The organism is Streptomyces sp. NPDC029152 (genome assembly GCF_055564355.1).
Genome location: NZ_JBVHWR010000017.1, coordinates 19,976 through 44,241 on the forward strand (window position 1 = coordinate 19,976; position 24,266 = coordinate 44,241).

Below are 24,266 nucleotides of genomic sequence, written 5' to 3' on the forward strand. Positions count from 1 at the left end.
ACACCTCCACCACACCGGAGGTCTTCGCCATGATCAAGACCCGCGAGTGTCAACAACGCTCGTGATCAATACACCTAGCGGCCGATCTCGTCCAACTCGGCCAGCGCGTCGTCGGGAAGCGCCAGCCCCGCCCCCTCGACGTTCTCGCGCAGGTGCGCCGCCGACGAAGTGCCGGGGATGAGCAGGATGTTGGGCGAGCGCTGGAGGAGCCAGGCCAGGGCGACCGACATCGGCGTCGCGTCGAGCCGGTCGGCCACGGCGGACAGGGCCGTGGACTGCAGAGGGCTGAAACCGCCGAGCGGGAAGAACGGCACGTAGGCGATGTCCTTCGCGGCGAGGTCGTCGATCAGGTCGTCGTCCTGGCGGTAGGCCAGGTTGTACATGTTCTGCACGCAGACGATCGGCGCGATGCGCTGCGCCTCGTCGACCTGGTCCGCGGTCGCGTTGCTCACTCCGAGGTGCCGGATCAGGCCCTGTTGCTGTAGCTCGACGAGCGCCTCGAAGGGTTCGGCGAGGGAGCCGGGCTGGGGGCCCAGGGCGTTGCCGACCCGGAGGTTGACCACGTCGAGGGCGTCGAGGCCGAGGTCCTCCAGGTTCTCCTCCACGGCGCGGCGCAGCTCTTCGGGCCGCCGGGCGGGGGGCCAGCCGCCCTGTTCGTCGCGGACGGCGCCGACCTTGGTCACGATGTGCAGGGCGTCGGGGTACGGGTGGAGTGCCTCACGGATCAGCCGGTTGGTGACGCGTGGTCCGTAAGCGCCGGCGGTGTCGATGTGGGTGATCCCGAGGCGGACGGCCTCGCGCAGGACGGCGAGCGCGCCGTCGTGGTCGGCGGGCGGTCCCATGACCCCGGGGCCGGCGAGCTGCATGGCGCCGTAGCCGAAGCGGCTGACGGTCAGGTCGCCGAGGGTCCAGGTGCCGCCGGGCACCGAGGTGGAGGGGGTGTTCATGGTGAGTCTGCGTCCTTCTCTGGGCGAGGCATGCCGGAGGGCTGCGTTTCGGATATCGGGAGGCGGCCAACGCGGAGACCACGCTCGCCGACTTGCTCGACGCAGTGCGGTGACCGGCGCGGATGCCGCCCTCTGCCTGCCGTAGATGGTCATCTGCGGATGCCCGGCGCATCCAATACCGACCCGGTGGCCTGTGATACCCGGGAGGTATCACAGGTGTACGCTGGGGCGGTGGACACCCTGGAGACCCGCGAGCTGAGGTACTTCGTCGCCGTGGCCGAGGAGCTGCACTTCGGCCGCGCTGCCGAACGCCTCGGGATGGCCCAGCCGCCCCTGTCGCGGGCGATCCAGCAGTTGGAACGGCGCCTCGGCGTGCGTCTGCTGGAGCGCGACCGCCGCGGGGTCGCCCTGACCGGCGCCGGGGAGATGCTGCTGCACGAGGGCCGAGCAGCGCTCGACGCGGCCACCGCCGCCGTCCGCCGCACCCGCCGGGCCGGCGGCGCGGACGGGCCCGGGCGTTCCCGCAACCGCCTGGTGCTCGCGGTGAAGGCCGGCTCGTCGCACGAGTTGCTGCACAAGCTCCTTGACGCCTACGCCGCCGAACCCGACGCTGCCGAGATAGAGGTGACGCCCAGCGGCACGTGCGAGCAGGGCGAGATGCTGCGCGACGGCCGCGCCGACGTGGCGCTGATGCACGCACCGTTCAACTCCCTCGTCGGGTTCGACAGCGAGGAGCTGATGACCGAGGGGCAGATCGCGATCCTGCCTGCCGGGCACCCCCTCGCCGCACGCAGGTCACTGACCGTGGCCGAGGTCACTGACCTCCCCGACCTGCCGCTCGCCCGCTGGGCCCGGGACGGTGCGTACCCGCCCGGTCCCGGCCCGGAGATCCGCGACCAGACGCAGCTGGCCCAGCTGATCGCCCTCGGCCGCACCGCGGCCGTCTTCCCCGAGTCCGCCCGCGCCTGGCTGTGGGCCGAGCACACCGCCGTCCCGCTGACGGACGCGCCGCCCGTGGTCACCCACATCGCCTGGCCGGCGCACAGCCGCTCCCTCGCCCTGGCGAGCCTGATCCGCACGGCCACCCGGCTGTGAGCCGACCCCCGCCCCGGTGACTCCCGGGCCGCACGGGTGGGCTATTCCCCGTCCGCCGGGCTGGGCGCCGGCGGACGGTGATGCTCCGACAGGATGCCCAGCAGACCGACGAGTTGTTCCCACTGCTCCGGCGCGAGGGGGGCGAGGAGTTCCTGTTGGGCGGCGGGCGAGCCCGTCGAGGTGTTCCAGGCGGCACCGTCCGGCGGTGTGGGGGTGATGACGTTGTGCCGGCGGTCGGCCGGGGCGGAGGCGCGGCGGATGCATCCGGCGTCGGACAGCTGGTTGAGCACTGCGACCACGTCGCTGCGAAAGATGCCGATACGGCGGCCGCTCGGCGACGGCCGCGGTCCCGGCGAGCCACCCCCGGACAGGCCGAGGGCATCAGAAACCGTACGGTTCGCGTACGACACATGAACACAATCCGTACAGGTGCTGTCACGTTGGCTGTCCGAGTGGGATGGTCTTCGGGTTGGTCATGGTGGAGGGGGACCGTCCGTGGACAGCGGGTCGCCGTCGCACAAGGGGCACCGGTATCCGATCGAGATGGTCTCCCACTGTGTGTGGCTGTACTTCCGCTTCCCATTGTCCTGCCGCGAGGTCGAGGAACTGGTGCTCGAGCGCGGCGTGATCGTCTCGTACGAGACGGTCCGCCGCTGGTGTATGAAGTCCGGGCAGGCCCATGCGAACGGACCGGGCCGCCGCCGGCCGCGGCCCGGGGACAAACGGCATCTGGACGAGGCGTTCGTGAAGATCAACGGGGAGCTGACGTGCCTGTGGCGGGCCGTCGACGCCGACGGCAACGTCCTGGACATCCTCGTGCAGAACAGGCGGGACAAGACCGCCGCCAGGCGTTTCTTTTGCCGCCTGATGAAGAAGACACGTGCGGCCCCGCGGGTGGTGGTCACCGACGAACTCCGCTCCTACGGCGCCGCCCACCGTGAGGTCATGCCGTCGGTGGAGCACCGCTCGCACAAGGGCCTGAACAATTGGGCCGAGAACAGCCACCAGCCCACGCGGCAGCGGGAACACGCGATGAAAGGCTTCCGCTCCGTCGGCGCAGCGCAACGGTTCCCGTCCGCGTCCAGCGGCATCCCACCGCACTTCCGCCCCCACCGCCACCTGATGACAGCCCCCGGCCACCGAGCCGAGACGACCATCCGCTTCGCGATCTGGGACCAGACCACCGGCGCTGCCAACCCACCCACCACGGCCTGACCCCAGGCCCGGGCCGCAGACCCACCACGCCCCGAAACACCATCAGACAACCACGCACCCAACAACGCGACAACGCCGATCGACGGTCTGGTCCTTGATGGTTTTCGATATGACCGCCCCCGCGCGTGCGCCGGAGACAGGCCGTGACGCTTGCCGGCGTCACCCTGATCTCCACGCCCGCCCACACCATCCCTTGGGGAGCAGCCCTTACGCTGGGCGCGCCCCCAATGCTTCCCGAAACGTTACGTTCCGGCTGGGTCAATATCTGTGCCCGCGAGCCGAGATTTCAACGGAACAGGTAGACAGATTCTCTACCGCATTAAGTGGGGGTGGGATTCTTCACCGTACTCAGGCCGCAGCGGCGCGCTACTGTCGATGTCAGTTGCAGTTGTGGTTCCCAAAACTTCAAGTGCTGTCCGGTCGGCATCTGTGCCACTGGAAGCGCTTTTGTTATCCGGTTCTTTTTCCGGGCGGGGTGATCATCGCGGCGACACAGGGTCCGTGCAGTGCGGATCCCGATGCACTGCCCCAAAGGAGAAATGACATGGCTGCTGGTACCGTGAAGTGGTTCGACGCGGAAAAGGGCTTCGGCTTCATCGAGCAGGACGGTGGCGGCGCTGATGTGTTCGCCCACTACTCGAACATTGCCGCCCAGGGCTTCCGCGAGCTGCTGGAGGGTCAGAAGGTGACCTTCGACATCGCGCAGGGCCAGAAGGGCCCGACGGCCGAGAACATCGTTCTCGCCTGACGCTGACTGTCGCATACTTGTAGCTGGGGCCCGCGTCCTTCGGGGTGCGGGCCCCAGATACTCGCATTTTCCCGCAGTGGTTTCGCCTGCGGACGACAACCAGGAAACCCGTAGGCTCACTGCATATGGGGCATCCTGCAGGGGTGCACGCACCCCTGCATAGCTTCATCGCGGCGGACGCCCGAACATTGCGTCCGCTTCGCGCCACTCATTCCAGCTCCTGTGCCGCACGGATTTTTCGTCGAGTCAGATTCGCTGTCGCATTCCACCGGTCCATTCTTGCAATTCTCTGTGCTGCTGATCGCTGCGGGAATTCCTTGATATGTGCCGCATCGGGGAAGGTTCCGCATGAATCGCACAGGCACGAACGACCGCTTCAACCGCACCCGTAACGGCAGTGCCGAATCCGGAAGGGGCAGCAGCCGATTCGACTCGTCGGCCAGGAGTCGCTCCGGCGGGCCGGGCCGTTCCGGTGGTTACGGCCGCCGGCCCGCCGCGGTCCAGGGGGAGTTCGCGCTGCCCAAGACGATCACTCCCGCGCTCCCCGCCGTGGAGGGCTTCGCCGATCTCGACATGCCCGGGGCGCTGCTGGGCGCGCTCAGCTCGCAAGGGGTGAGCGTACCCTTCCCGATCCAGGCCGCGACCCTGCCGAATTCCCTCGCCGGCCGCGACGTACTGGGCCGTGGCCGCACCGGCTCCGGCAAGACCCTCGCCTTCGGGCTGGCGCTGCTGGCCCGTACGGCCGGGCAGCGCGCCGAGGCCAGGCAGCCGCTGGGGCTGATCCTCGTACCCATGCGTGAGCTGGCGCAGCAGGTCACCGACGCGCTCGCCCCGTACGCCCGCTCCGTGAGGCTGCGGCTGGCCACGGTGGTGGGCGGAATGCCGATCGGCCGACAGGCGAGCGCGCTGCGCGCCGGCGCCGAGATCGTCGTCGCCACACCGGGACGCCTCAAAGACCTCATCGACCGCGGTGACTGCCGACTGAACCAGGTTTCCATCACCGTCCTCGACGAGGCCGACCAGATGGCCGACATGGGCTTCATGCCGCAGGTCACCGCGCTCCTCGACCAGGTCCGCCCCGAAGGCCAGCGCATGCTGTTCTCCGCCACTCTCGACCGCAACGTCGACCTGCTCGTGCGCCGCTACCTCAGCGACCCCGTCGTGCACTCCGTCGACCCCTCGGCCCGCGCGGTCACGACGATGGAGCACCACGTGCTCCACATTCACGGCGCCGACAAGCACACGGCCACCACCCAGATCGCCGCACGCGACGGCCGCGTGATCATGTTCCTCGACACCAAGCACGCCGTCGACGGCCTCACCGAACACCTCCTGAACAGCGGGGTACGGGCCGCCGCCCTGCACGGCGGGAAGTCACAGCCACAGCGCACCCGCACGCTGGCACAGTTCAAGACCGGACACGTCAACGTGCTGGTAGCGACCAACGTCGCGGCGCGCGGCATCCACGTCGACAACCTCGACCTCGTCGTCAACGTCGATCCGCCGACCGACCACAAGGACTACCTCCACCGCGGCGGCCGCACCGCCCGCGCAGGAGAGTCCGGCAGCGTCGTCACCCTGGCCACCCCCAACCAGCGCCGCGGCATGACCCGCCTCATGGCAGCGGCCGGCATCGTGCCGCAGACCACCCAGGTCCGCGTCGGCGAAGAGGCCCTGCACCGCATCACCGGCGCCCAGGCCCCCTCCGGCATCCCGGTCGTCATCACCGCACCGGTGGGCGAACGCCCCAGGAAGCGCGGCGCCACCTCACGCGGCCGACGCCGCCCCGTCCCGGCGGCCCGCCGCGCGCCCGTACGGCAGTCCACCGCCGGTGCGGCGGCATAGAACCTTCGTGTCAGGAAGCCCGCCCAACTTCGCAGGAGGCACCCTTTGACGCTGGACCAGACGCAGTTCCGCTCAACACGTACCAACGCCGTGCAGACGGCGGCCGATCCCGCGGACGCGGCCGGACCGCAGGTGTGGGAGGACATGACCGTGGAGGTGGCACTGTCCGTGATGGCTGCCGCCCGTACAAGTCAGCTGGTCGCCTGCGACGAGGACGGTACGTGCACCGGCCTGGTCACCCGGGACCGGCTCACGGCCGTTCGTGACGGCTCCGGATACACGGACCGGATCCGCCTGCGTGACATCGCCGACGTCATCGGGCCCTTCGCCTCGCCGCTGGCCACGAGGGCCGAAGCCGAGCGTGCGATGCGCTGCCGCCGGCTCGGGGCCCCGCCCGTGGTCGACGGACACGGCAACGCTCTGGGCGTCCTTGCCCTCTCTCGCTGAACCGCCGTCACCCTACCCGGCCCCGTCTTCTCTTCTCCCTGGAGGCATCATGCGCTGTGTCATCGCTCGCTTCCCGTTCGACCTGGCCAAGAGCGGCGTGATGGAATCGATGAAGGACATCACACCTGAGCTGGTCACCGGTGAGTTCGTCATCATCGGACGACGCCACTACCCCGCCAAGCAGGTCGGCCAGGTCGTCACCCGCCAGGACCGGCGTGATTTCAGCACCGGCGAAGTCCTCAGGGCCATGACCCAACTCGGCTTCACCTGCCGCACCCCTCCTACCGCCGCATCCGCGCCCCTGGCCGACCCGTACGGGCCGGCTTCCGCAACGCTCGGCGCTCCCCCTGTCCGTCTGACGTACGGACAGGTGTGAGCCGAACCGAGCAGTGAGGCCCCACCGGCGTGGGCGAATTCCAGGGGTCGTAGCAACACTGCGGTGAGTTGATCAAGCCGTGAGCAGTTTAGACAGACGCTCGGCTGGGGTCTCCCAGTCGAGCGTTCTGCGTGGACGGCTGTTGAGTGCGGTGGCGGCGGCGTCCAGTCCTCGCGGGTGTGGCGGGACAGGTCGGTGCCCTTGGGAAGTACTGTCGCAACAGGCCGTTGGTGTTCTCGTTCGAGCCTCGCTGCCAGGGGCTGGCCGGGTCGCAGAAGTGGACTGGGATGTCCGTGGTGATGGTGAAGGCGCGGTGGGAGGCCATCTCGATGCCCTGGTCCCAGGTCAGGGACCGCATCAGGTGAGGCGGGAGGATCTGGACGGTCTCGGTGAGCGCGTCGCGGACAGCGGCGGCACCGTGGTCGCGTGGGAGGTGCACCCGCATCAGGTAGCGGGTGCTGCGTTCGACCAGGGTGCCGATGGCGGAGCCGTTGTTCTCGCCGACGATCAGGTCGCCTTCCCGGTGGCCGGGGACAGCCCGGTCGGCGGCCTCGGCGGGCCGTTCGCTGATCATGACCATGGGGTGCGCGAACCGCGATCGGCAGGCTGCCGAGTACCGGTGCGGGCGGCGCATCGCGCGTCCGGTCCGCAGGGCCCGGGTCAGCTCGCGCCTCAGTACCCCGCGGCCTCGAGCGTGAAGCGCCTGGTAGACCGTCTCGTGGACCACGTGCATCTCCGGCTGGTCGGGGAAGCGTGCCCGTAGAACGTGGCAGATCTGCTCCGGGCTTCACCGCCGGGTCACGTGGTCCTGGAGGTAGTCCCGCAGCCTGGGGTTCTGTCCGATCTCGCCGGGCTTGGGGCGTGGTTCGCGGGCGTCCGCGCGGCGCTGGGCGGCGTGTGGACGGCAGGGCCAGCCGCCGTTGGGCATGAGCGTGCGGTTGCAGCGCATCTCCCGGCTTCGGTGGAGGGACTGCGGCCAAGCTGGGCCCCGATGGCCCGGACGGACGCCTTCTCCCGGAGCCGGTCAGCGATGTGGATACGGGGTCGGTCTCGGTGAGGTAGCGCGACGGGCCGACGGGTTCCCCAGGGCGAGCCGGGGGTTCGGGTGCTTGCCAGGGCAGCCCCGTGTCCACGATGGGTGGGGCTGCCCTGTACCTCCCGGATGCCTGCCGGCCGTAGAGCCAACGCTTGCCGGTGCGGCGGTTGATGCCGACGATCCGGCAAGCTTCCGTGTTCCCTATTCCAAGATCCACGAGCCGAAGGTGTTCCTCCCGCTCAGGGTCCAACCTCCTGGGCCCCTGAGGCCGCAGATCCTTCCGGATCTCGAAGTCCATCGCACCCCTTGAACTGGGGTGTTGCAACGACCAGTAGAACGGAAGCGTGCCGGTGGGGCCTCACTGTGTGCCGTGGGTCGGTGAGTCAGTGGTCGGAGTAGCTGAAGTCGCCCACGGTCCAGGCACTGACGTCCTCGATCGCGACGCGGTACATCCCGCCTGTCTCCGGGATCCCCACCGTACCCTGCAGGATCCGGGCGACGTGGAAATGCAGATGCGTGGGCGGTCCGTCCTTCCTCGCGGGGGTGTCGAAGACGGCGGAGAACTCGCCCAGGTCGGCGGAGTCCGTCAGCACCTCAGACACCCTCTGCCTCCACATGGCTTCCGGAGCCAGCCGACCGGTGATGACAGCACCACTGGTGACCACGGTCAGGGACATCTGATTGCTCTGCTCGGACTCCACAAGGGCAGCTATCGCAACGAGCAGTTCGTCAAACTTCGGCATGAGGTCGGATTCTATGCACCAGCCCGCCCGGGCGGCTTGGACGAGGGAGCAACCGGGCGAGACGGGCGCATACAGCTCCCCCGGTGCCGCACTACAGGCCGGGGGTGCGCACGTGCGGCGGCTGCGAGCCAGGGGCGTGTTTCGAGGCATTGAGCTCTTTCCATGTCGTTCATGTGCTCCGACACCCCGTCCTACCCCTGCAGGTCGGTGGAGACGGTCTTCCCGGCGGCCACCGGTACCGGGACAAGATCGCGAGCGTGCTCAGAGCGGGAGATATGAACATGTCCAGATTCCTGGCTGAAGGGAAGTGCAAATTCTTTCGGCATGCGCAGGTCCTGAGGGTGGCGGCCATCGTAGAACGAGAACCGTCTTCCCCGACGGTCCACGAGATTGACGCTTCGCGGGATGCCTCCGGGTGCGGGCAGGGCGGTGAAATCGAGGCCCGCCGTTTCGTACTTCGACGTGATGGTTCGGCCCTGCATGTCGTCACCGATGTAGTCGAGGAACTTCGTCCGCAGGCCGAGGGAGTGGAAGCCGAGCGCCACTCCGTTCCCGGTGTGGGCGACGTAGTCCTTGATGGGGGGGCACAAGGAGGACGTCGCCTGACGGGATGGTCAGTTCATCGCCCCGGACGATAGTGTCGGCCCCTGTACCACCGATGACCAGCACATCGAACTTGTTCATGAACCAGCTCCAAATATCCGGTGGGCGAGGAAGATGGGCGGTGTCCCGACGAAGGCGTTGGCAGGCTGCTGGTCTGGCAGGAGTATGCCTGCGGTGATGGTCTCGAGCTCGGCGATCACGCGGAGCAACGTGGATTTCCCGCAGCCGGACGGACCGAGGAGAACGAGGCACGCGCCGGCGTCGAGGTGCAGGAAGACGTCGTGGACGGCCCGGTGGCCGCTGGCGTAGGTCTTGCCAAGCTGGTTCGTGGTGATGGTGCTTCCCACGGGTGACTCCTGGAGGGTGGTGAGGACCCGCAGGATCGGGCGGGTTGTCCAGCGGCTGCGTAGCGGGGTTGGCGAGCTTCAACCAGAGAGCTCGTCAGCGGCGACGGCCAGGCAGGCGGCCACCAGGACCAGATTCTTCAGAACGTACTGGCCTTCGAGCGTGGGTACGCCGTGGTGCCACATCTGACCGGGCAGCAGCGCTAGCGAGGTGAAGACCCCGGCCATGTGCCCGAAGAACAGGATCAAGGCGGGCCGGAGCAACAAGCCGGTGACCAGGGCGAGTCCGGTCAAAGTCTCCGCGGTGCCCAGCAGCGGCATGGACACGGTTGTGGGCAGCATGCCACCGGTGAGCTTCGTCATGGCGGCGGCCGCGATCTCCTCAGCCGGGCTCGCGGCAGGGAAGAGCTTGAGCACCCCGAACCAGCAGTAGAGGACACCGACGCTGATGCGCAGAACCGTGGTGCTGCGCGCCCGGTAATGCTCGGCCGCCCGCTGTGTGGCTGTCCCTCGGGCCGATGGGGTGCGCACGGCGGGAAGGAGCCGGGCGCGCAGCAGGCGGCGGGGGTGGCTGGTCAGCAGCATGGTTCCTCCGTGAGGCGACTGGTCCGGCCGCGGCAGCCGACCGGTGAGAGGGAGGGGAAAGGTCCCGCGAGGTGGGCGCCTCGCGGGACCGGTGTGCCGTGGTGTCGTTCAGCTGGGTCCCGCTGATGTCAGTTGAAGTTGACGTCGCTGCACAGGAAGTACTTCTGGTCCATGTGGGACGCCTTCCAGACGGTCACCACGACGTGCCGTCCGCTGTAGCCGGAGGTGCTGACGTCGGTGACGTAGTGCGCCTGGTAGGGGTAGCGGCCGGTCTTCTTCACCAGTTCGAGGTCGTCCCACCCGATGAGCTCATACTCGGGGTTGAAGCCCTGCTTGGTGACGTAGACCTCGAGCCAGTCGGCGCCGTGTCGGGCCTCGTCGTAGAGGTCGACGGTGAAGTTGGAGCCGATGTCGGTCATCTTCCACGGGCCGGGGCGGTCGAGCGGCCGGTAGTTCGTTTCGCCCTGGCCGCCGGCGCTGCAGATCTGGCCGTCGGGGATGACCTGCTTGTAGTTGTCGCCGGTGTTGTTGGCGTAGACGGCCTTCCACGCGCCGATGGCGTTGGCGTTCTCGTGGTAGGTGCGGTAGCACATGGGGTCCTGGGACTCGTTGGGCTCGGTGTAGCCCCAGCGCTGCAGGCAGCCGTAGTTGCGGGTCTCGGGGGTGATGACCGTGCCGTGTGCTGCGGCGGTCGGCGCTTGGGCGAGCGCACCGAGCAGGCTGGTGGCCAGTACGGCGGCGCCCAGTGCGGTGCGGCCGGCGGCGGTTGCGGGTACGCGGTTCATGGTGCTCTTCCTCCGGGTGCGTCGGGAATCACAGGCCGATAGAGCCAGTGATTTACGTGCCCATGACAGGCTGTTGTGTGAGGTCAGATGCTGTGGGCGTCGCTCACCTCCTTTCGCGGGTGCTGCTTGCGGTGGGTGGAGAGGGTGAGCAGCTCGGTCGTGGCCCACCGGCCGGGGCCGAGGACGGCGATGAGCAGGAAGGCCCAGCAGAACAGGGCTGCCTGCTCGCCGCCGTTTTCGAGCGGGAAGAGTCCGTCGGGTTGGTGATGGGTGAAGTAGGCGTAGGCCATGGAGCCGGAGCACATGGTGGCGGCCGGCCGGGTGCCCAGGCCGAGCAGGACGAGGGCGCCGCCGACCAGCTGGATCACTGCCGCCCACCATCCGGGCCACTGGCCGGTGCTGGGGGGCTGCCCGTGCGGCCCGCCGAGCACGTCGAAGAGCGTTGCCGCCCCGTGGCAGGCGAACAGTAGTCCGAGCACGATCCGGAACAGGCCGAGCACCGGTCCCTGGTACCTGGTGGGTGTCTCCACGGTGATGCCCTTTCTCAGCGGCGTGCGGGGGATGACGCTTCTTCCAGAAAGGAGAGGGGTGCGGGGGCCGGTGGCCGCCGGCAGCGGTTGGTCGCCGGCGGCCACCGGGGTGGGTCAGGAGGTGAGGGTCCACTTCTGGCTGGCCCAGGTGCCGCAGTCCCACAGGTGCAGGCGGGCGCCGTCGGCAGTGCTCTGGCCTTCGATGTCCAGGCAGCGTCCGGACTTGACGTTCTTCAGGGTGCCGTTGGACTGGAAGGTCCACTTCTGGCTGTCCCAGGTACCGCAGTCCCACAGGTGCGCCTTGGTGCCGTTGGCGGTGGCGCCGCCTTCGACGTCGAGGCACTTGCCGCCGGACTTCAGCTGCTGTCCGTCGAGCGCCCAGCTCATCGAGGCCACGTTGGCGCAGGTCCACTGCTGGACGGCGGTGCCGTTGGCGGTGGAGCCGCCGGCGCGATCGATACACTTGGAGGTCGCACCGTTGACGATCTTGCCGCCGGTGACCGGGTCGGGGTCGGGGTTGCTGCCGCCGGGGCCCCAGGCGTTCCAGTTGTCCCAGGTCTCGGCGTCGAAACCGATCCGGCCGGGCTGGTCGGCTGCCCAGTTGGTGCCGGACTTCTGGATGACGGTGCCGCCGACGGTGTAGTTCTCCAGCTTCAGGCCGCGGCTGTCACGCGTCTCGTTGCCGAGGGTCACCTTCTGTCCGGCGCCGTTGGAGTACCGCTTGAGGAGGCTGGCCTGGGATGACGGGTCGAGCTGGTTCCATGCGCCGATCTTGAGGTTCTTGACGTGGATGTTCTCGGTACTGGACAGGGCGAAGACGCGGATCGCGCAGTTCGTCATGCCCTCGACGGTGATGTTCTCGAAGGTCATGTTCTTCACCCACGCGCTCGGGTCGGCCGTGGTGGTCGAGCCGGTGTCCTCCCAGTGCGCGGACGAGTTGAGGATGCAGGTGTTGTACTTGACGTCCTTCCAGTACATCCGGTTGTGGATGACATGGGTGTTGTTCACCCGGACGTTGTCGATGTTGCGCGGGGTCCAGCCCCACTGGATGACGGGGCCGTTCTCGTTCTTCCAGATGACGGTGTTATCGATGCTGACGTTGCTGTGGTACATCTTCAGCACGTCGTCGTTGGCGTTGAAGAACGTGTTCTTCATGGTGCTGCCGCGGTAGAGCTCGATGCCGTCGGTCTGCCAGTACCAGGACCCGACCTGCTTGTAGTTGTCGACCCGCATGCTGAACGTCTGCTCGTCGCCGTAGACGACGAAGGAGTGGTAGGGCGGCTCGTTGATGGTCACGCCCTGCAGGTCCAGGTGCTGCTGGCGACCCTGCGCCGAGGCGAACTGCAGCATCTTCACGCAGCTGGTGTGGCAGTTGGAGGCGCCGGAGAGGTGGTCGTAGTTGTTGTTGGTGTCCGCCTCGTAGACGTACTGCTCACCGGAGAGGACGCCCTGGCCGGTCACCTTGTACAGGCCCTGGCTGTCGTCGGGGAACCGGATGGCGCCCTTCACGTACGCGCCGGGGGCCAGGTAGACCCACTTGACCTGCTTGGGTAGCAACGCGTGGTACTTGGAGGTCATGTAGTAGGTGCCGGGCCTGAAGTACACGATCTCCTCGCTGATCGTGTTCAGGTTGGTGACCTGGCCCTGAGGCGGGTAGTAGGTGCTGCCCGAGGACGCCGTCGGGATCAGCCGCTCGGCCTCCGCGCCCGTCGGTGCCGGCTCCGCGAAAATCATCATGGAGTTGCGGGGCTCGGTGTGGATGGCCCGGTTGCCGCCCCCGCCCTGGGTGGTCAGCTTGCCGGCGTCGGTCGCGGGGCCGGACATGTCGTTGTAGGCCGTGTACAGCTGCGGATCGAACTCGACGGAGAACCGGTAGCCGTTCGAGCTGTAGGGTACCTTGACGCGCACGGTCTTGCTGTCGACCAGTTCCTTGGCGAAGTTCAGGCTGCTCGGCTTGATCTTGACCTGGTCGGCCGAGGAGATCGTCTGGCCGGTGCGCAGGGAGACGTCGACCCACACGTCGGTCGTGTACTGGAAGGACGACCAGCTCATGGTGAGGTCCGCGGACGAGGAGAACTCGGCCCCGTCCTCCTCGGTGTAGCCGATCTTTCCCTTGCCGCTGCGCGGGATGCTCATGTACGCGAACGAGTCGTACTTCGTCGTCGGGGCCGCCGCGGTGGCGACCTTCACGTCGTAGAACGACGACCGTCGGACCTTGTCGTTGGCCACCGGGCTGGTGGTGTTGAACTCGTAGTCGTCGTGCCACCACGTCTTCAGGGCGGTGCTGTCCGCGGGTGTCGGCTCAGTCGCCGATGCGGCCCGGGCGTCAGGGGCGGGGCGACTTGGGGGTGTTCCGGCCACGGCCGTGCCGACGGGCACGATGACCGAGGCCAGTGCCAGCGCCAGACCGACGGCGATCGCCGCCAGTCGTCTCAGTGCTGCTGCGGGCATGCTGATTGTCCTTACTCCTTGGCATGAGGGGGCCCACCGGCGGCTGTGCACCGCGGTCTGTCCGGGCGGCTCGATCAGCGCGCAGGCCGGCGAGACCGCACACATCCGGGGGGGGGAAGCGCGGCCGAGGCGGCCACTGGCGGACTCGTGCAGATGTGCTGGGGGGACGGAAACTGGGTGCCCCCGGCCGGTCCGGGCTGCGTACATGTGGATGGCCGGAGGCACGGCGGATCGGCTGGCCACGGCCTCGACGCGGACCGCTGCCCGGGCCAGTGCAAGAGTCCTCCCTTCGGCAGGCAAGAACGGGGTGGCGCGTGCGCCCGGGTTCATCCGAGGGGGCCGGGACACTCCGGCTTCTCCGCCCCGCCCGGGCCGGTGGACGCAGCACGCACTCCGCTGAGCGCGCCAACGGCGCAGACAACGGGCCCCTGGGGTGCCGCCCAAGAGCCGGCTCTCGAGCCAGCGCTGTGCGGTCGCCAGATAACGTCCCGTCATTTCTTTCCCGTGTCAACGAAATGAACAAGATTCGCTGCCACTCATTCCTCCCCACGACCGATCGGAGGCCTCAGACCGGGACTTCTTGCACAGACAGCAGGCACACGAGGTGCGATCACGGTTGCGTAACGCGCTGTTTTCTTTCTTGACGCACGAAAACTGGGGGGCCAGACTCCCGTCATGTCCAGCCGGCCCGGGACACCGGGACGGCACCCGGAGTGAGGCGGGAGGAAAGCACGGTGAGCTTCCTGGCCCTGGTTGAGCCACGGTTTCGCCGCCATGGGCGACGGCACGCACCGCATCGGGTTCGATGGAAGTGCACCGGACCGACCAGCCCTTGACCGACTACACCTTTGGAGGCGCGCGTGATGAGCCCGTCCAAGATCCGCTTCTCGGAGCTTGTCGGTGAGCAGACCCGGGCGGAGATCTTCGCGACCGTCCTCACCGCGGGTCCCATCTCGCGTACCCAGCTGGCCCAGCGCCTGGGTCTCGTCCCCTCGAGCGTGACGCGGATGCTTCCCCCGCTCCTGGAGCACGACTACCTGCGCGAGTCGGACGCCGCTCCTCAGGGGCGGGGCCGGCCGCAGAAGATGCTCCACGTCAATCCGGACAAGCACATCGTCGTCGGCACGAAGATCGGTCCCGCGCAGGTGTCCGGGGTGGTCACCGACATGGCGGCCAACGTCCTGGCCCGCGCCGAGGAACCGATTGCCGACTGCACACCCGAGACTGCCCTGTCCGCCGCTGCAGCCCTGACCAGCAGGCTCCTCTCCGAGGCGCCCGAAGCGGCGGACAGGGTACTGGGGCTGGGAGTCGGCGTCAGCGGCCACGTCGACTCGGGCGCCGGCATCTGCCGCTACTCGGCCCTGCTCGACTGGGACAAGGTCGACGTGGCCGGCCCGCTGCGGGAAGCGACCGGTCTGCCGGTCGTCGTGAACAACGACGTCAACACTCTGGTCGTCGCAGAACGCTGGTTCGGGCAGGGCCGCGACGTCGACTCGTTCGCCGTCGTCACCGTCGGCCCCGGCATCGGCTGCGGCCTGCTTCTCGATGGAACCCTGTTCTCCGGCGCCACCGGCCTGGCCGGGGAACTCGGCCACCTGCCCCTCGACCCCGCGGGCCCGATGTGCAGCTGCGGCCGCCGCGGCTGCCTGGAAGCCCTCGCCGGGGACCGGGCCGTCCTGCGCCATCTGCAGGACGCCGGTATCCCCTGCACCACGATCTCCGAAGCCATCGACCTCGCCCGCTCATCCGGCGGCTCCGCCCAGGCGGTCGCCCGCTCCGCGTTCGCCGAAGCAGGAGACGCCCTGGGTCGGGGACTGGCCGGCATGTGCAACCTGCTGAACCTGCAAAAGATCATCATCGCCGGAGAAGGAGCGGTCGCTTACGACCTCTTCGGCCCGGCGGCATCACAGGCCCTGGAGGCGCACGCGTTCTCCACGGCTGCCCGCGACTGCGACATCCACGTCGACCCTGTCCGCCACGACCTTTGGGCCAGAGGCGCGGCCTGCCTCGTCATCCGTGACGCGGTGGGCGCGGCCATCTCCTGACCCACTGCCGCCGCCGACCATCGCCACGGCCCTCCCTTCCCCTCCCGCTTCACTCTCAGTAGCCGATCACACACGATGAGGTTTGACGTGCCGGAAAACGTAGCCAGCCCTGCCGACTCCTGGTGGAGCAACGCGGTGGTCTACCAGATCTATCCGCGCTCCTTCGCCGACTCCAACGCGGACGGCATAGGCGACCTCCAGGGCATCATCGAGCGCCTGGACTACCTGTCCGAGCTCGGCGTGGACGTGCTGTGGCTCTCCCCCGTCTACCCCTCGCCGCACGACGACAACGGCTACGACATCAGCGACTACCAGGACATCGACCCGCTCTTCGGCACGCTCGCCGACTTCGACCGGCTCCTGACCTCGGTGCACGAGCGCGGCATGAAGCTGGTGATGGACCTGGTCGTCAACCACACCAGCGACGAGCACGCCTGGTTCACCGCCTCCCGCGACGGCGGCCTGGGCGGCCCGAAGCGCGACTGGTACATCTGGCGGCCGGCCCGCGAGGGCATGGAGCCCGGCACCCCCGGCGCGGAGCCCAACAACTGGGGCTCGTTCTTCTCCGGCCCCGCGTGGACCTACGACGCCGCCAGCGGCGAGTACTACCTGCACCTGTTCTCCCGCAAGCAGCCCGACCTGAACTGGGAGAACCCCGAGGTCCGCCAGGCCGTGTACGCCATGATGCGCTGGTGGCTGGACCGGGGCGTGGACGGCTTCCGCATGGACGTCATCAACCTCATATCCAAAACGCCCGGCCTGCCCGACGGCACCGTCCACGAGGGCGCCCGGCTCGGCGACGGCAGCCCCCACTACATCTGCGGACCGCGCATCCACGAGTACATGGCCGAGATGCACCGCGAGGTCTTCGCCGGCCACCCCCGCAAGCTGCTGACCGTCGGGGAGATGCCCGGCGTCACCGTCGAGGACGCCCGCCTGTTCACCGACCCCGCCCGCCGCGAGGTCGACATGGTCTTCCAGTTCGAGCACGTCGGCCTCGACCACGGCCCCGGCGGCAAGTTCGACGTCCGGCCCCTGAAGCTGACCGACCTCAAAGCCAGCCTCGGACGCTGGCAGACCGGCCTGGGCCAGACCGGCTGGAACAGCCTGTACTGGAACAACCACGACCAGCCGCGCATCGTCTCCCGCTTCGGCGACGACAGCCCCGCCTGGCGCGACCGCTCCGCCAAGCTGCTGGCCACCGTCCTGCACCTGCACCGCGGCACCCCCTACATCTACCAGGGCGAAGAGCTGGCCCTGGCCAACTTCCCCTTCACCTCCATCGGCGACTTCCGGGACATCGAGTCCCTCAACCATTTCCAGGACCGAACGGCCGCCGGCGACACCGAAGAGGACATCCTCAAGGGGCTGCGCCACATCAGCCGCGACAACGCCCGCACTCCCATGCAGTGGGACGCCACCGAGCATGCCGGCTTCACTACCGGCACACCGTGGATCGCCGTCAACCCCGATCACGCGGACGTGAACGCGAAGGCTCAGCTCGCCGATCCGGAATCGGTCTTCCACTACTACCGGCGCCTGATCGCCCTGCGGCACACCGAACCCGCCCTCACCCACGGTGATTTCCACATGCTCCACCCCGACCACGAACAGCTCTACGCCTTCACCCGCCACGACGCGGACCGGGGCACCGAACTGCTCGTCCTGGCCAACTTCGGCGACACCGACCTCACCGTCGACCTGCCCGACGGCTGGGAGCACAGCGAGACCCTGATCGCCAACGTTCCCGCCACCACCTCGCTCACCACGCCGCACACCCTGCAGCCGTGGGAAGCCCGCGTCCACCGCCGCCGCACCAGCTGACACCTCCGCCCTTGTCGCAACGACGCACACCAAGGAAACAGCCATGAACAACCCGCGCACCCGCTCCGCCCTTCGCAGACGGCCGCTCCTCCTCGCGGTCGCCGCCCTGGCCCTGCTGGCACCGCTGACCGCCTGCGGCGGCTCCGACACCGCCGAGGGCGACGGCAAGACCCTCCGCCTGTGGCACTACGAGCAGGAGGACGGGGCCCTGAGCGAGGCATGGGACGCGGCCATCGCCGAATTCAAGAAGACCCACCCTGACGTCAAGGTCGTCTTCGAGCGCAAGACGTTCGAGCAGATCCAGCAGAACGCCGGCATGATCCTCAACTCCGACAAGGCGCCCGACGTCATGGAGTACAACAAGGGCAACGCCACCACCGGACAGCTCGCCAAGCAGGGCCTGCTCACCGACCTCACCCCACTCGTGAAGGAACACGGCTGGGACAGGAAGATCAGCGACAGCGCCTCCGTCACCGCCCGCTACAACGACAAGGGCGAGATGGGCGGCGAGAAGTGGTACGGCATACCCAACTACGGTGAGTTCGTCCTCACCTACTACAACGACGATCTGTTCAAGAAGTACCACGTCGACAAGCCCACCGACTTCGCGAGCTTCGAGGCCGCACTGGCGAAGTTCAAGGCCGCGGGCATCACCCCGCTCGCCAACGCCGGCAACGACCACCCCGCCAGCCACTGGCTCTACCTGCTCGCCCTGTCCAAGGCGAACAACACCTGGGTCGACAACTACCAGCGCTACCTGGGCAAGGTCGACTTCCACGGCCCCGAGATGACCTACGCCGTGGACAAGTACCAGGAGTGGCTCGACAAGGGTTACTTCGACAAGAAGGACGTCGGCCTCAAGGGCAGCGACATGGTCGAGCAGTTCGTCTCACAGAAGCGTCCCATCATGGTCGGCGGCAACTGGTGGTTCGGCAGCCTGACCACCGACATCAAGAACTTCCAGTGGTCCACCGCCCCCTACCCGGGCAGTGAGAAGACTCTCGGCTCCGGCGGCAACAACTGGGGCATCCCCACCAAGGCCAAGAACAAGAAGCTCGCCGCGGACTTCATCGACATCACCATGTCCGACAAGATCCAGAAGCTGATCGGTGAGGAGGGCAACGTCCCGCTCGCCGCCAAGCCGGCCGACATCACCAACCCCAAGTCCCGCCAGCTCACCGAAGCCTTCGCGCAGATTCAGGAGAACGACGGTCTGGCCTTCTACCCCGACTGGCCCGTTGCCGGCTACTACGACACCTGGGTCGCCGCCACGCAGAACCTCATGAACGGCGGCAAGGCCGACTCCGTCCTCGACGAGCTGGCGGCTCCCTACGAGAAGCACGTCGCGACCAGGCCCTGACGTTCCCGCCCCGGCCCACGCCCCATCGCGCCGCCGGCCGGAAACCACGCGTTCCGGGGACGGCTGCCCGGATCCGCCGCGGCAGCCGCCCCGTCCAACCAGGAGCAACAGTGAAAACCAAACGTCACCCGCGGTCCACGGGCTATGCCGTCTTCCTCGCGCCGGGCCTGCTGCTGAGTCTGCTCTTCCTCGTCGTCCCGCTGGTGATGACCTTCTACTACAGCCTGACGGCATGGCAGGGCATCGGCGACCCCGCCTTCACCGGCCTGGACAACTACACACGGCTCTTCCAGGACGCCGACTTCTGGGCCTCCTTCCGCAACATCGCCTTCGTCATCATCGGCATCGCCGTCGTACCCACCCTGCTCGGCCTGTTCCTGGCCGCGCTGCTGTTCGACTACATCGGCAAAAAGCACGGCGACGGCATCGTCGGCATCTTCCGCTCGGGCCTCTACCTGCCCCAGGTCATCCCCGTCGCCGTCACCGGCCTGATGTGGGGGTGGATCCTCGCCCCCGAAGGCGCCGTCAACAGCGTCCTCGACACCATCGGCCTCGGTTCCCTCGCCGAAAACTGGCTCGGCGACCCCGACCTCGCGCTGTGGGCCGTCCTCGGTGTCCTGGTCTGGATGCAGCTCGGCTACCCCCTCGTCCTCTTCATGTCCGGTCTGCAGCGCATCGACCCCGAGCTCTACGAGGCCGCCTCCCTCGACGGCGCCTCGTGGTGGCAGCGCTTCACCCGCATCACCGTGCCCATCCTGAGGCCCGAGGTCTACGTCGTCCTGGTCACCACCACCATCGCCGGCCTGAAGGTCTTCGCCCAGATCTTCGTCCTCACCGGCGGCGGCCCCGGCAACTCAACCCTCGTTCCGGCCTACTTCGCTTACCAGAACTTCTTCGAACGCGCCGACGTGGGCTACGGATCCGCGATCTCCAGCACGATCACCCTGCTCGTGCTGATCATCGCCGGAACGATGCTCAGCCGCCAGGCCCGCGAGGACGGATGACCATGACCACCGACACCACCACTCCCAGCGCGCCGCCCGTCCAGAAGACGGAGTCCCCCGGCCGTGCCGCCCCCCGACGAGACCGGAAGAAGGGAACGCCCGGCAAGCGCGGCGCAGGCTCCTACGCCGTCGTGGCCGCGGTCACCGTCTTCGTCCTGGCCTTCCTCGCGCCCTTTGCGATCATCCTGCTCAACTCCTTCAAGACCAGTGCCGACTACCGGACCAACGGGTCACTGTCCTGGCCCGAACACTGGAACTGGGACATCGTCGGCGACGTCTGGGAGCGCGTCGACTTCACCCAGAAACTCGTCAACAGCATCCAGATCAGTCTCGGCGTCGTCCTCATCGCCGTCGTCCTCGCCCTCTTCAACGCCTACGCCATCGGCATCGGCCGTGTCCGCTGGCGTACCGCCTTCCTGGTCTTCTTCCTCGGCGTCAACGTCCTGCCACAAGAGGGCCTCGTCTACCCCATCTACTACCTGTTCAAGGAGATGGGCCTGTACGACGGCAAACTCGGCTACACCATCCTCGTCGGCATCACCTACAGCGCCTTCGGCACCTACCTGCTCTCCTCCGTCTTCAGCAGCTTCCCCCGCGAACTCATCGAAGCCGCCTCCCTCGACGGCGCCGGCCGCTGGACCATCCTGTGGCGCATCATCTTGCCCATGAGCTGGCCCACCCTGTCGGTGATGTGCGTGTTCTTCTTCGTCTGGAGCTGGAACGAGTTCCTCTACCCCCTCGTCCTGCTGATCTCCAACGACAACCAGACCGTCCCCCTCGGCCTGTCCGTCATGCAGGGCCAGTACACCAGCGACCCCACCGCCCTCAGCGCCGCCGCCCTCCTCGGCGTCATCCCCATGGTCGTCTTCTTCCTCATCTTCCAGCGCTCCCTCACCCGCGGCGTCACCGCAGGAGCCGTCAAGTAGGCCGGCACGGCCACCAGCCACCCCGGATCCGGAACCATCAGCCGCCCCGCAACCGGATCCGGGGTACGGCCATCACATCGGGCGCACATCGCCGTTGCGGGAAAAAGACCTCAACCATCCTGATTCTCGCTGGTCAGAGGTACTTTTCGCTTACTCGACCGCCTGTCGGACAACCCGCTTCATGAAATCGCGAGGCTAAACGTCGGTGCTGATCCCAGCCATGATGCCGGTGGGGTCGGTGATGCGTGCGGCTAGCCGCTGCCAGCGAGTACGGGGACGTGCTTGTGGATGGTGGAGCGGGCCACGCCGAGTGGACGGACGAATCGCGGACACCGTCAATCGGGCGGAACGGGCGTTGGTCGCCGCTCCGGCCCCTTTGCCTCACAGTCATATCGGGAAGGTGAGTTCATGACCGGGTTCGATGTGCCCGTCGTCGGCAGATCGGGGGTCGACACCCTCGTCCGCGTGGGCGAGCTGGCCCTCCCCCCAGGTGAGTCCGTGGGCCTGCCGCCGATCCGGGACTACGTGCCCCGCACTGGGAACGGCGTGGCTCTGGGCCTGCACACGCTCGGCGCCAGGACGACGTTCCTCGGCTACCTGGGCGACGACGAGCAGGACCAGCTGATCTGCGACCGGTGCCACGAGGCGGGGCTGGTCTTCACCGGCCTGCCCGCCCCCGCGGGCACCCCCCGCAGCGTCAACCTCGGGCACCGTGGGGGACGGCGCTTCTCGTTCTACGACGAACACCACCCGGCCGACCTGCGGACGTCCGCTGACATCGCCGAGCCGCTCGTCCGCGACGTCCGGCGCATGCACCTCACCCGCGCCGACCACGTCAGGGCTCTCTTCCCAGTGGCGCGGACCGCGGACAGAACGGTCACCGCCAACCTCCACACCTGGGACCGCGAGCACCCCGGCGCGGCGCACTACGCCTACGGGGCTGGCCTCGTCTCCCTCGGCGGGGAGCTGATCCACGGCAGGGAGGCGGAGGTCACCGCCCGGATCGTCAACCGCGGCCGGGCCCGCGTCGTGCTCATGATGAACGGCGCCCGCGGCTGCGACGTTCGGCTGCGCGGGGACGACGCCCCGTGTCACCACCCAGCGACGTCCCCGAGCAGGCCGGTCGTGGACAGCGACGGTGCGGGGGACGCGTTCGTCTCCGGCTTCCTCGCCGCCTGGCTGCGGGACCAGCCGCTTACGCAGGCCATCTTCGCCTGGCTCGCCTCCGGGACGTTCGCGTGCGGCGCCCACGGCGCCCACGAAGAGCTGATCGACGCGCCCGGCGTGGCGCGGGAGAAGCGCCTGGCCGCCGCGTTCGCCGGGGACCCGCAGTGACGCCCGCGGCCGGCACCGGCATCGTGCTCCCGCCCGGCCTCGCAGGCTCCGAGCTGACAGCGTTCGCCCGCCGCGCCGACGACCTCGGCTTCGACGCACTGTGGGTGGTGGAGGACTGCTTCCTCAACGGCGGGATCGCGCAGGCCGCCACCGTGCTGGCCATCACCCGGCGGCTCACGGTTGGGCTCGGTCTGCTGCCCGCGGGCGCGCGGAACCCGGCGTTCGCCGCAATGGAGGTCGCAACGCTCGCCCGGTTTCACCCAGGCCGCCTGCACGTGGGCGTCGGCCACGGCATGCCGGACTGGATGCGGCAGGCCGGCTCCTGGCCAGCCAGCCCGCTCACGTTGCTGGAGGAGTACCTGTGCGCGCTGCGCGCCCTGCTCGCCGGGGAGCGCGTCACAACCGACGGCCGGTACGTCCGCCTCGACGGCGTGCGGCTGGCCGCCCCGCCGGAACGGCCGCCTGCCGTGCTGGCCGGGGTGCGGGGGCCCAGGTCGCTGCGGGTGGCCGGGCGGGCCGCCGACGGCGTCCTCCTGGCCGAGCCGGTGACGCCTGAGTACCTCGCCACGGCGCGGGAGCAGACCGCGGCCCCGGCCGGGCATCTGCTGGTTGCATACAACATCGCAGCCGTGGCCGACGACGGACACGCCGCCCTGGAAGCAGCCAGGCCCGCTCTGAAGTGGATCGGGGAACCGGCATGGCGCCCCCACCTCTCGCCGCTGCCGTTCGCGGACGAGCTCACCGCGCTACGAGCCGCGGCCGGCTCCCCCGAGGAGTTCGCAGCCCGGCTCCCCGACGCGTGGGTGGAGCGGCTCGCCGTCGCCGGCACCCCGCAGCGCGCCGGAGCGCACCTCGCGGCACTGCACAGCGCCGGCGCCACGCAGGTCGCTCTGAGCCCGGCCGGGCCCGATCCACTCGCCGCGCTGGACTCCCTGGCGCAGTTGCTCAAAGTTCCCCGCACATCCAGGTGAGCCCACTACCACAAGGTGCCGGGCACTCCCGGCATGCGGGCCGGGGACGCCAAGCGGCACCGTCGCCTCGGCAAACGCCTCCCAGGCGGGGTACGCCTGGAACAGGCACAGCAGATCGCCAACTACCGTGTCGTGCACGGACGACAACCCTTCTCAAGCTCGCTACGACGGAACAGACCGCTGGCTTCGCCGTCACGATCAGTCGGGATCTGCGCCGTTCCCGTCCACTACAGCCAAGCTCTCTCGTGCCAGTAATCAGGTACTGACCTGCAGGCCTCGACCTCCACCTTCTCCTACCTCGAGGACTTCATTGTGTTGTCGGTCGCACGTGAACAGCTGTCGGACTGGTGCCGGCACAATCTCGGCTCGCCCGTCAGCGAGTACCTCTTCGAGCATGTGCATCTGTCGGTGGCCGCCGGTGTCCGGCTGGCTGACGGCAGACAGGTCGTCGTAAAGGTTCTCGTCGAGCGGGTTCGTGTCTGTGGTGATGCGGTCCAGTGCGGTGCGGGCGGTGGTCAGCAGGTCGGCTCCGGTGCCGGGGGCGTCCTGTCGGGGGGTGGGTGCGGGCTGCTGGCGCTGGTAGGTGATCTGTCCGTTGAGGGCCTGGGCGGTGCGGTCGAGGGTGCCGAAGGTCTCGATGAGGCGGCGTTCGGTCTGGGCGGCCGCGACCGGGACGAGGGTTGCGGGCAAGGTCGGGGGTGGTTCGGTGGGGAAGGCGAGGCGACCGAGCGCGTCGTGCAGCGTGTGCAGGTGTCCGGTGCGTGCGGTCACGTAGGCGATGCGGTCGATGGGCGAAGTGATGGTGGTGAACCCTGCCGGGCCGATCGCAAGATGGGTGGCGTGACCGTCGAGCGCGGCGATGTCCAGGACGTCGTCCACGGACAGGGCACAGATGTCGCCGGACCACCTGTGGCCGGCGTCGTCGCTGGTGTGGTGGTTGCCGACGACGAACGTGGCGTGAGCTGCCTGGTGGGCGGCGGCGGCCCGGGCGGTGGTGAAAGACCAGGGTCAGGGGGCGGCCGTCCGGGATGGTGGCCTCGGCGACCGTCTG

General features: G+C 68.5%; 23 protein-coding genes and 1 pseudogene. 13 read left to right on the forward strand and 11 right to left on the reverse strand.

Annotation, left to right across the window (positions count from 1 at the left end; translation table 11 throughout):
- Positions 1-74 precede the first annotated feature (74 nt).
- Complete coding sequence (locus ACZ4V6_RS28895; protein WP_467833199.1) at positions 75-947, reverse strand: aldo/keto reductase family oxidoreductase; 873 nt, start codon at positions 945-947, stop codon at positions 75-77.
- A 231-nt stretch (positions 948-1,178) separates the two neighbouring features.
- On the opposite strand from ACZ4V6_RS28895, the gene ACZ4V6_RS28900 reads away from it, so the two are divergent.
- Positions 1,179-2,042: a LysR family transcriptional regulator gene (locus ACZ4V6_RS28900; protein ID WP_467833202.1), complete on the forward strand. Its 864-nt coding sequence runs from the start codon at positions 1,179-1,181 to the stop codon at positions 2,040-2,042.
- Positions 2,043-2,083: 41 nt separating this feature from the next.
- Here ACZ4V6_RS28900 and ACZ4V6_RS28905 read toward each other — a convergent pair whose 3' ends face one another.
- Positions 2,084-2,341: a hypothetical protein gene (locus tag ACZ4V6_RS28905; protein WP_467833204.1), complete on the reverse strand. Its 258-nt coding sequence runs from the start codon at positions 2,339-2,341 to the stop codon at positions 2,084-2,086.
- A gap of 196 nt (positions 2,342-2,537) precedes the next feature.
- On the opposite strand from ACZ4V6_RS28905, the gene ACZ4V6_RS28910 reads away from it, so the two are divergent.
- From ACZ4V6_RS28910 to ACZ4V6_RS28930, 5 genes are all read left to right on the forward strand, one after another.
- Positions 2,538-3,257, forward strand: coding sequence for an IS6 family transposase (locus ACZ4V6_RS28910; protein WP_467833206.1), 720 nt, complete (start codon positions 2,538-2,540; stop codon positions 3,255-3,257).
- A gap of 544 nt (positions 3,258-3,801) precedes the next feature.
- Complete coding sequence (locus ACZ4V6_RS28915) at positions 3,802-4,005, forward strand: cold-shock protein (protein ID WP_467833209.1); 204 nt, start codon at positions 3,802-3,804, stop codon at positions 4,003-4,005.
- Positions 4,006-4,353: 348 nt separating this feature from the next.
- Complete coding sequence (locus tag ACZ4V6_RS28920) at positions 4,354-5,850, forward strand: DEAD/DEAH box helicase (RefSeq protein ID WP_467833210.1); 1,497 nt, start codon at positions 4,354-4,356, stop codon at positions 5,848-5,850.
- A 45-nt stretch (positions 5,851-5,895) separates the two neighbouring features.
- Positions 5,896-6,297 carry a CBS domain-containing protein gene (locus tag ACZ4V6_RS28925; RefSeq protein ID WP_467833212.1) on the forward strand — a complete coding sequence of 134 codons (402 nt, stop codon included), beginning with the start codon at positions 5,896-5,898 and terminating at the stop codon, positions 6,295-6,297.
- Between the two features lie 49 nt (positions 6,298-6,346).
- Positions 6,347-6,673, forward strand: a complete 327-nt coding sequence (locus ACZ4V6_RS28930) for an SCO5918 family protein (RefSeq protein WP_467833214.1) — start codon at positions 6,347-6,349, stop codon at positions 6,671-6,673.
- A gap of 72 nt (positions 6,674-6,745) precedes the next feature.
- Here the strand turns inward: ACZ4V6_RS28930 and ACZ4V6_RS28935 are convergent.
- From ACZ4V6_RS28935 to ACZ4V6_RS28970, 8 genes and pseudogenes are all read right to left on the reverse strand, one after another.
- Positions 6,746-8,007: pseudogene (locus ACZ4V6_RS28935) on the reverse strand (IS30 family transposase).
- Positions 8,008-8,092: 85 nt separating this feature from the next.
- On the reverse strand, positions 8,093-8,452 hold the full coding sequence (locus ACZ4V6_RS28940) for a hypothetical protein (RefSeq protein ID WP_467833215.1): 360 nt from the start codon (positions 8,450-8,452) through the stop codon (positions 8,093-8,095).
- 191 nt (positions 8,453-8,643) lie between these two features.
- Complete coding sequence (locus ACZ4V6_RS28945; protein WP_467833217.1) at positions 8,644-8,997, reverse strand: hypothetical protein; 354 nt, start codon at positions 8,995-8,997, stop codon at positions 8,644-8,646.
- 135 nt (positions 8,998-9,132) lie between these two features.
- Positions 9,133-9,402, reverse strand: coding sequence for an ATP-binding cassette domain-containing protein (locus ACZ4V6_RS28950; protein ID WP_467833219.1), 270 nt, complete (start codon positions 9,400-9,402; stop codon positions 9,133-9,135).
- A gap of 78 nt (positions 9,403-9,480) precedes the next feature.
- Positions 9,481-9,984 (reverse strand): DoxX family protein, encoded by a 504-nt coding sequence (locus tag ACZ4V6_RS28955; protein ID WP_467833220.1) that lies wholly within the window; start codon positions 9,982-9,984, stop codon positions 9,481-9,483.
- A 128-nt stretch (positions 9,985-10,112) separates the two neighbouring features.
- Positions 10,113-10,769, reverse strand: coding sequence for a lytic polysaccharide monooxygenase (locus tag ACZ4V6_RS28960; protein ID WP_467833222.1), 657 nt, complete (start codon positions 10,767-10,769; stop codon positions 10,113-10,115).
- Between the two features lie 83 nt (positions 10,770-10,852).
- The gene (locus ACZ4V6_RS28965; protein ID WP_467833225.1) at positions 10,853-11,299 is read right to left on the reverse strand and encodes a DoxX family protein; all 447 of its coding nucleotides are present in this window, start codon (positions 11,297-11,299) and stop codon (positions 10,853-10,855) included.
- A gap of 114 nt (positions 11,300-11,413) precedes the next feature.
- On the reverse strand, positions 11,414-13,750 hold the full coding sequence (locus ACZ4V6_RS28970; protein ID WP_467833227.1) for a family 49 glycosyl hydrolase: 2,337 nt from the start codon (positions 13,748-13,750) through the stop codon (positions 11,414-11,416).
- Positions 13,751-14,613: 863 nt separating this feature from the next.
- Between ACZ4V6_RS28970 and ACZ4V6_RS28975 the strand changes: the two genes are divergently transcribed.
- The 7 genes from ACZ4V6_RS28975 (at position 14,614) to ACZ4V6_RS29005 (ending at position 23,215) form a co-directional block, all read left to right on the forward strand.
- Complete coding sequence (locus ACZ4V6_RS28975; RefSeq protein ID WP_467833232.1) at positions 14,614-15,795, forward strand: ROK family protein; 1,182 nt, start codon at positions 14,614-14,616, stop codon at positions 15,793-15,795.
- Positions 15,796-15,882: 87 nt separating this feature from the next.
- Positions 15,883-17,619: an alpha-glucosidase gene (locus tag ACZ4V6_RS28980; protein ID WP_467833234.1), complete on the forward strand. Its 1,737-nt coding sequence runs from the start codon at positions 15,883-15,885 to the stop codon at positions 17,617-17,619.
- 43 nt (positions 17,620-17,662) lie between these two features.
- Positions 17,663-18,979, forward strand: coding sequence for an ABC transporter substrate-binding protein (locus tag ACZ4V6_RS28985; RefSeq protein WP_467833237.1), 1,317 nt, complete (start codon positions 17,663-17,665; stop codon positions 18,977-18,979).
- A 110-nt stretch (positions 18,980-19,089) separates the two neighbouring features.
- Positions 19,090-19,983, forward strand: a complete 894-nt coding sequence (locus tag ACZ4V6_RS28990) for a carbohydrate ABC transporter permease (protein WP_467833239.1) — start codon at positions 19,090-19,092, stop codon at positions 19,981-19,983.
- 2 nt (positions 19,984-19,985) lie between these two features.
- Positions 19,986-20,909 carry a carbohydrate ABC transporter permease gene (locus tag ACZ4V6_RS28995; protein WP_467833242.1) on the forward strand — a complete coding sequence of 308 codons (924 nt, stop codon included), beginning with the start codon at positions 19,986-19,988 and terminating at the stop codon, positions 20,907-20,909.
- 408 nt (positions 20,910-21,317) lie between these two features.
- Positions 21,318-22,244 carry a carbohydrate kinase family protein gene (locus ACZ4V6_RS29000; RefSeq protein ID WP_467833245.1) on the forward strand — a complete coding sequence of 309 codons (927 nt, stop codon included), beginning with the start codon at positions 21,318-21,320 and terminating at the stop codon, positions 22,242-22,244.
- On the forward strand, positions 22,241-23,215 hold the full coding sequence (locus ACZ4V6_RS29005) for an LLM class flavin-dependent oxidoreductase (protein ID WP_467833247.1): 975 nt from the start codon (positions 22,241-22,243) through the stop codon (positions 23,213-23,215). The genes ACZ4V6_RS29000 and ACZ4V6_RS29005 overlap by 4 nt, the downstream gene beginning before the upstream one ends.
- A 255-nt stretch (positions 23,216-23,470) precedes the next feature.
- Here the strand turns inward: ACZ4V6_RS29005 and ACZ4V6_RS29010 are convergent, their stop codons facing one another.
- Complete coding sequence (locus ACZ4V6_RS29010; RefSeq protein WP_467833250.1) at positions 23,471-24,094, reverse strand: hypothetical protein; 624 nt, start codon at positions 24,092-24,094, stop codon at positions 23,471-23,473.
- Positions 24,095-24,266: the final 172 nt, after the last annotated feature.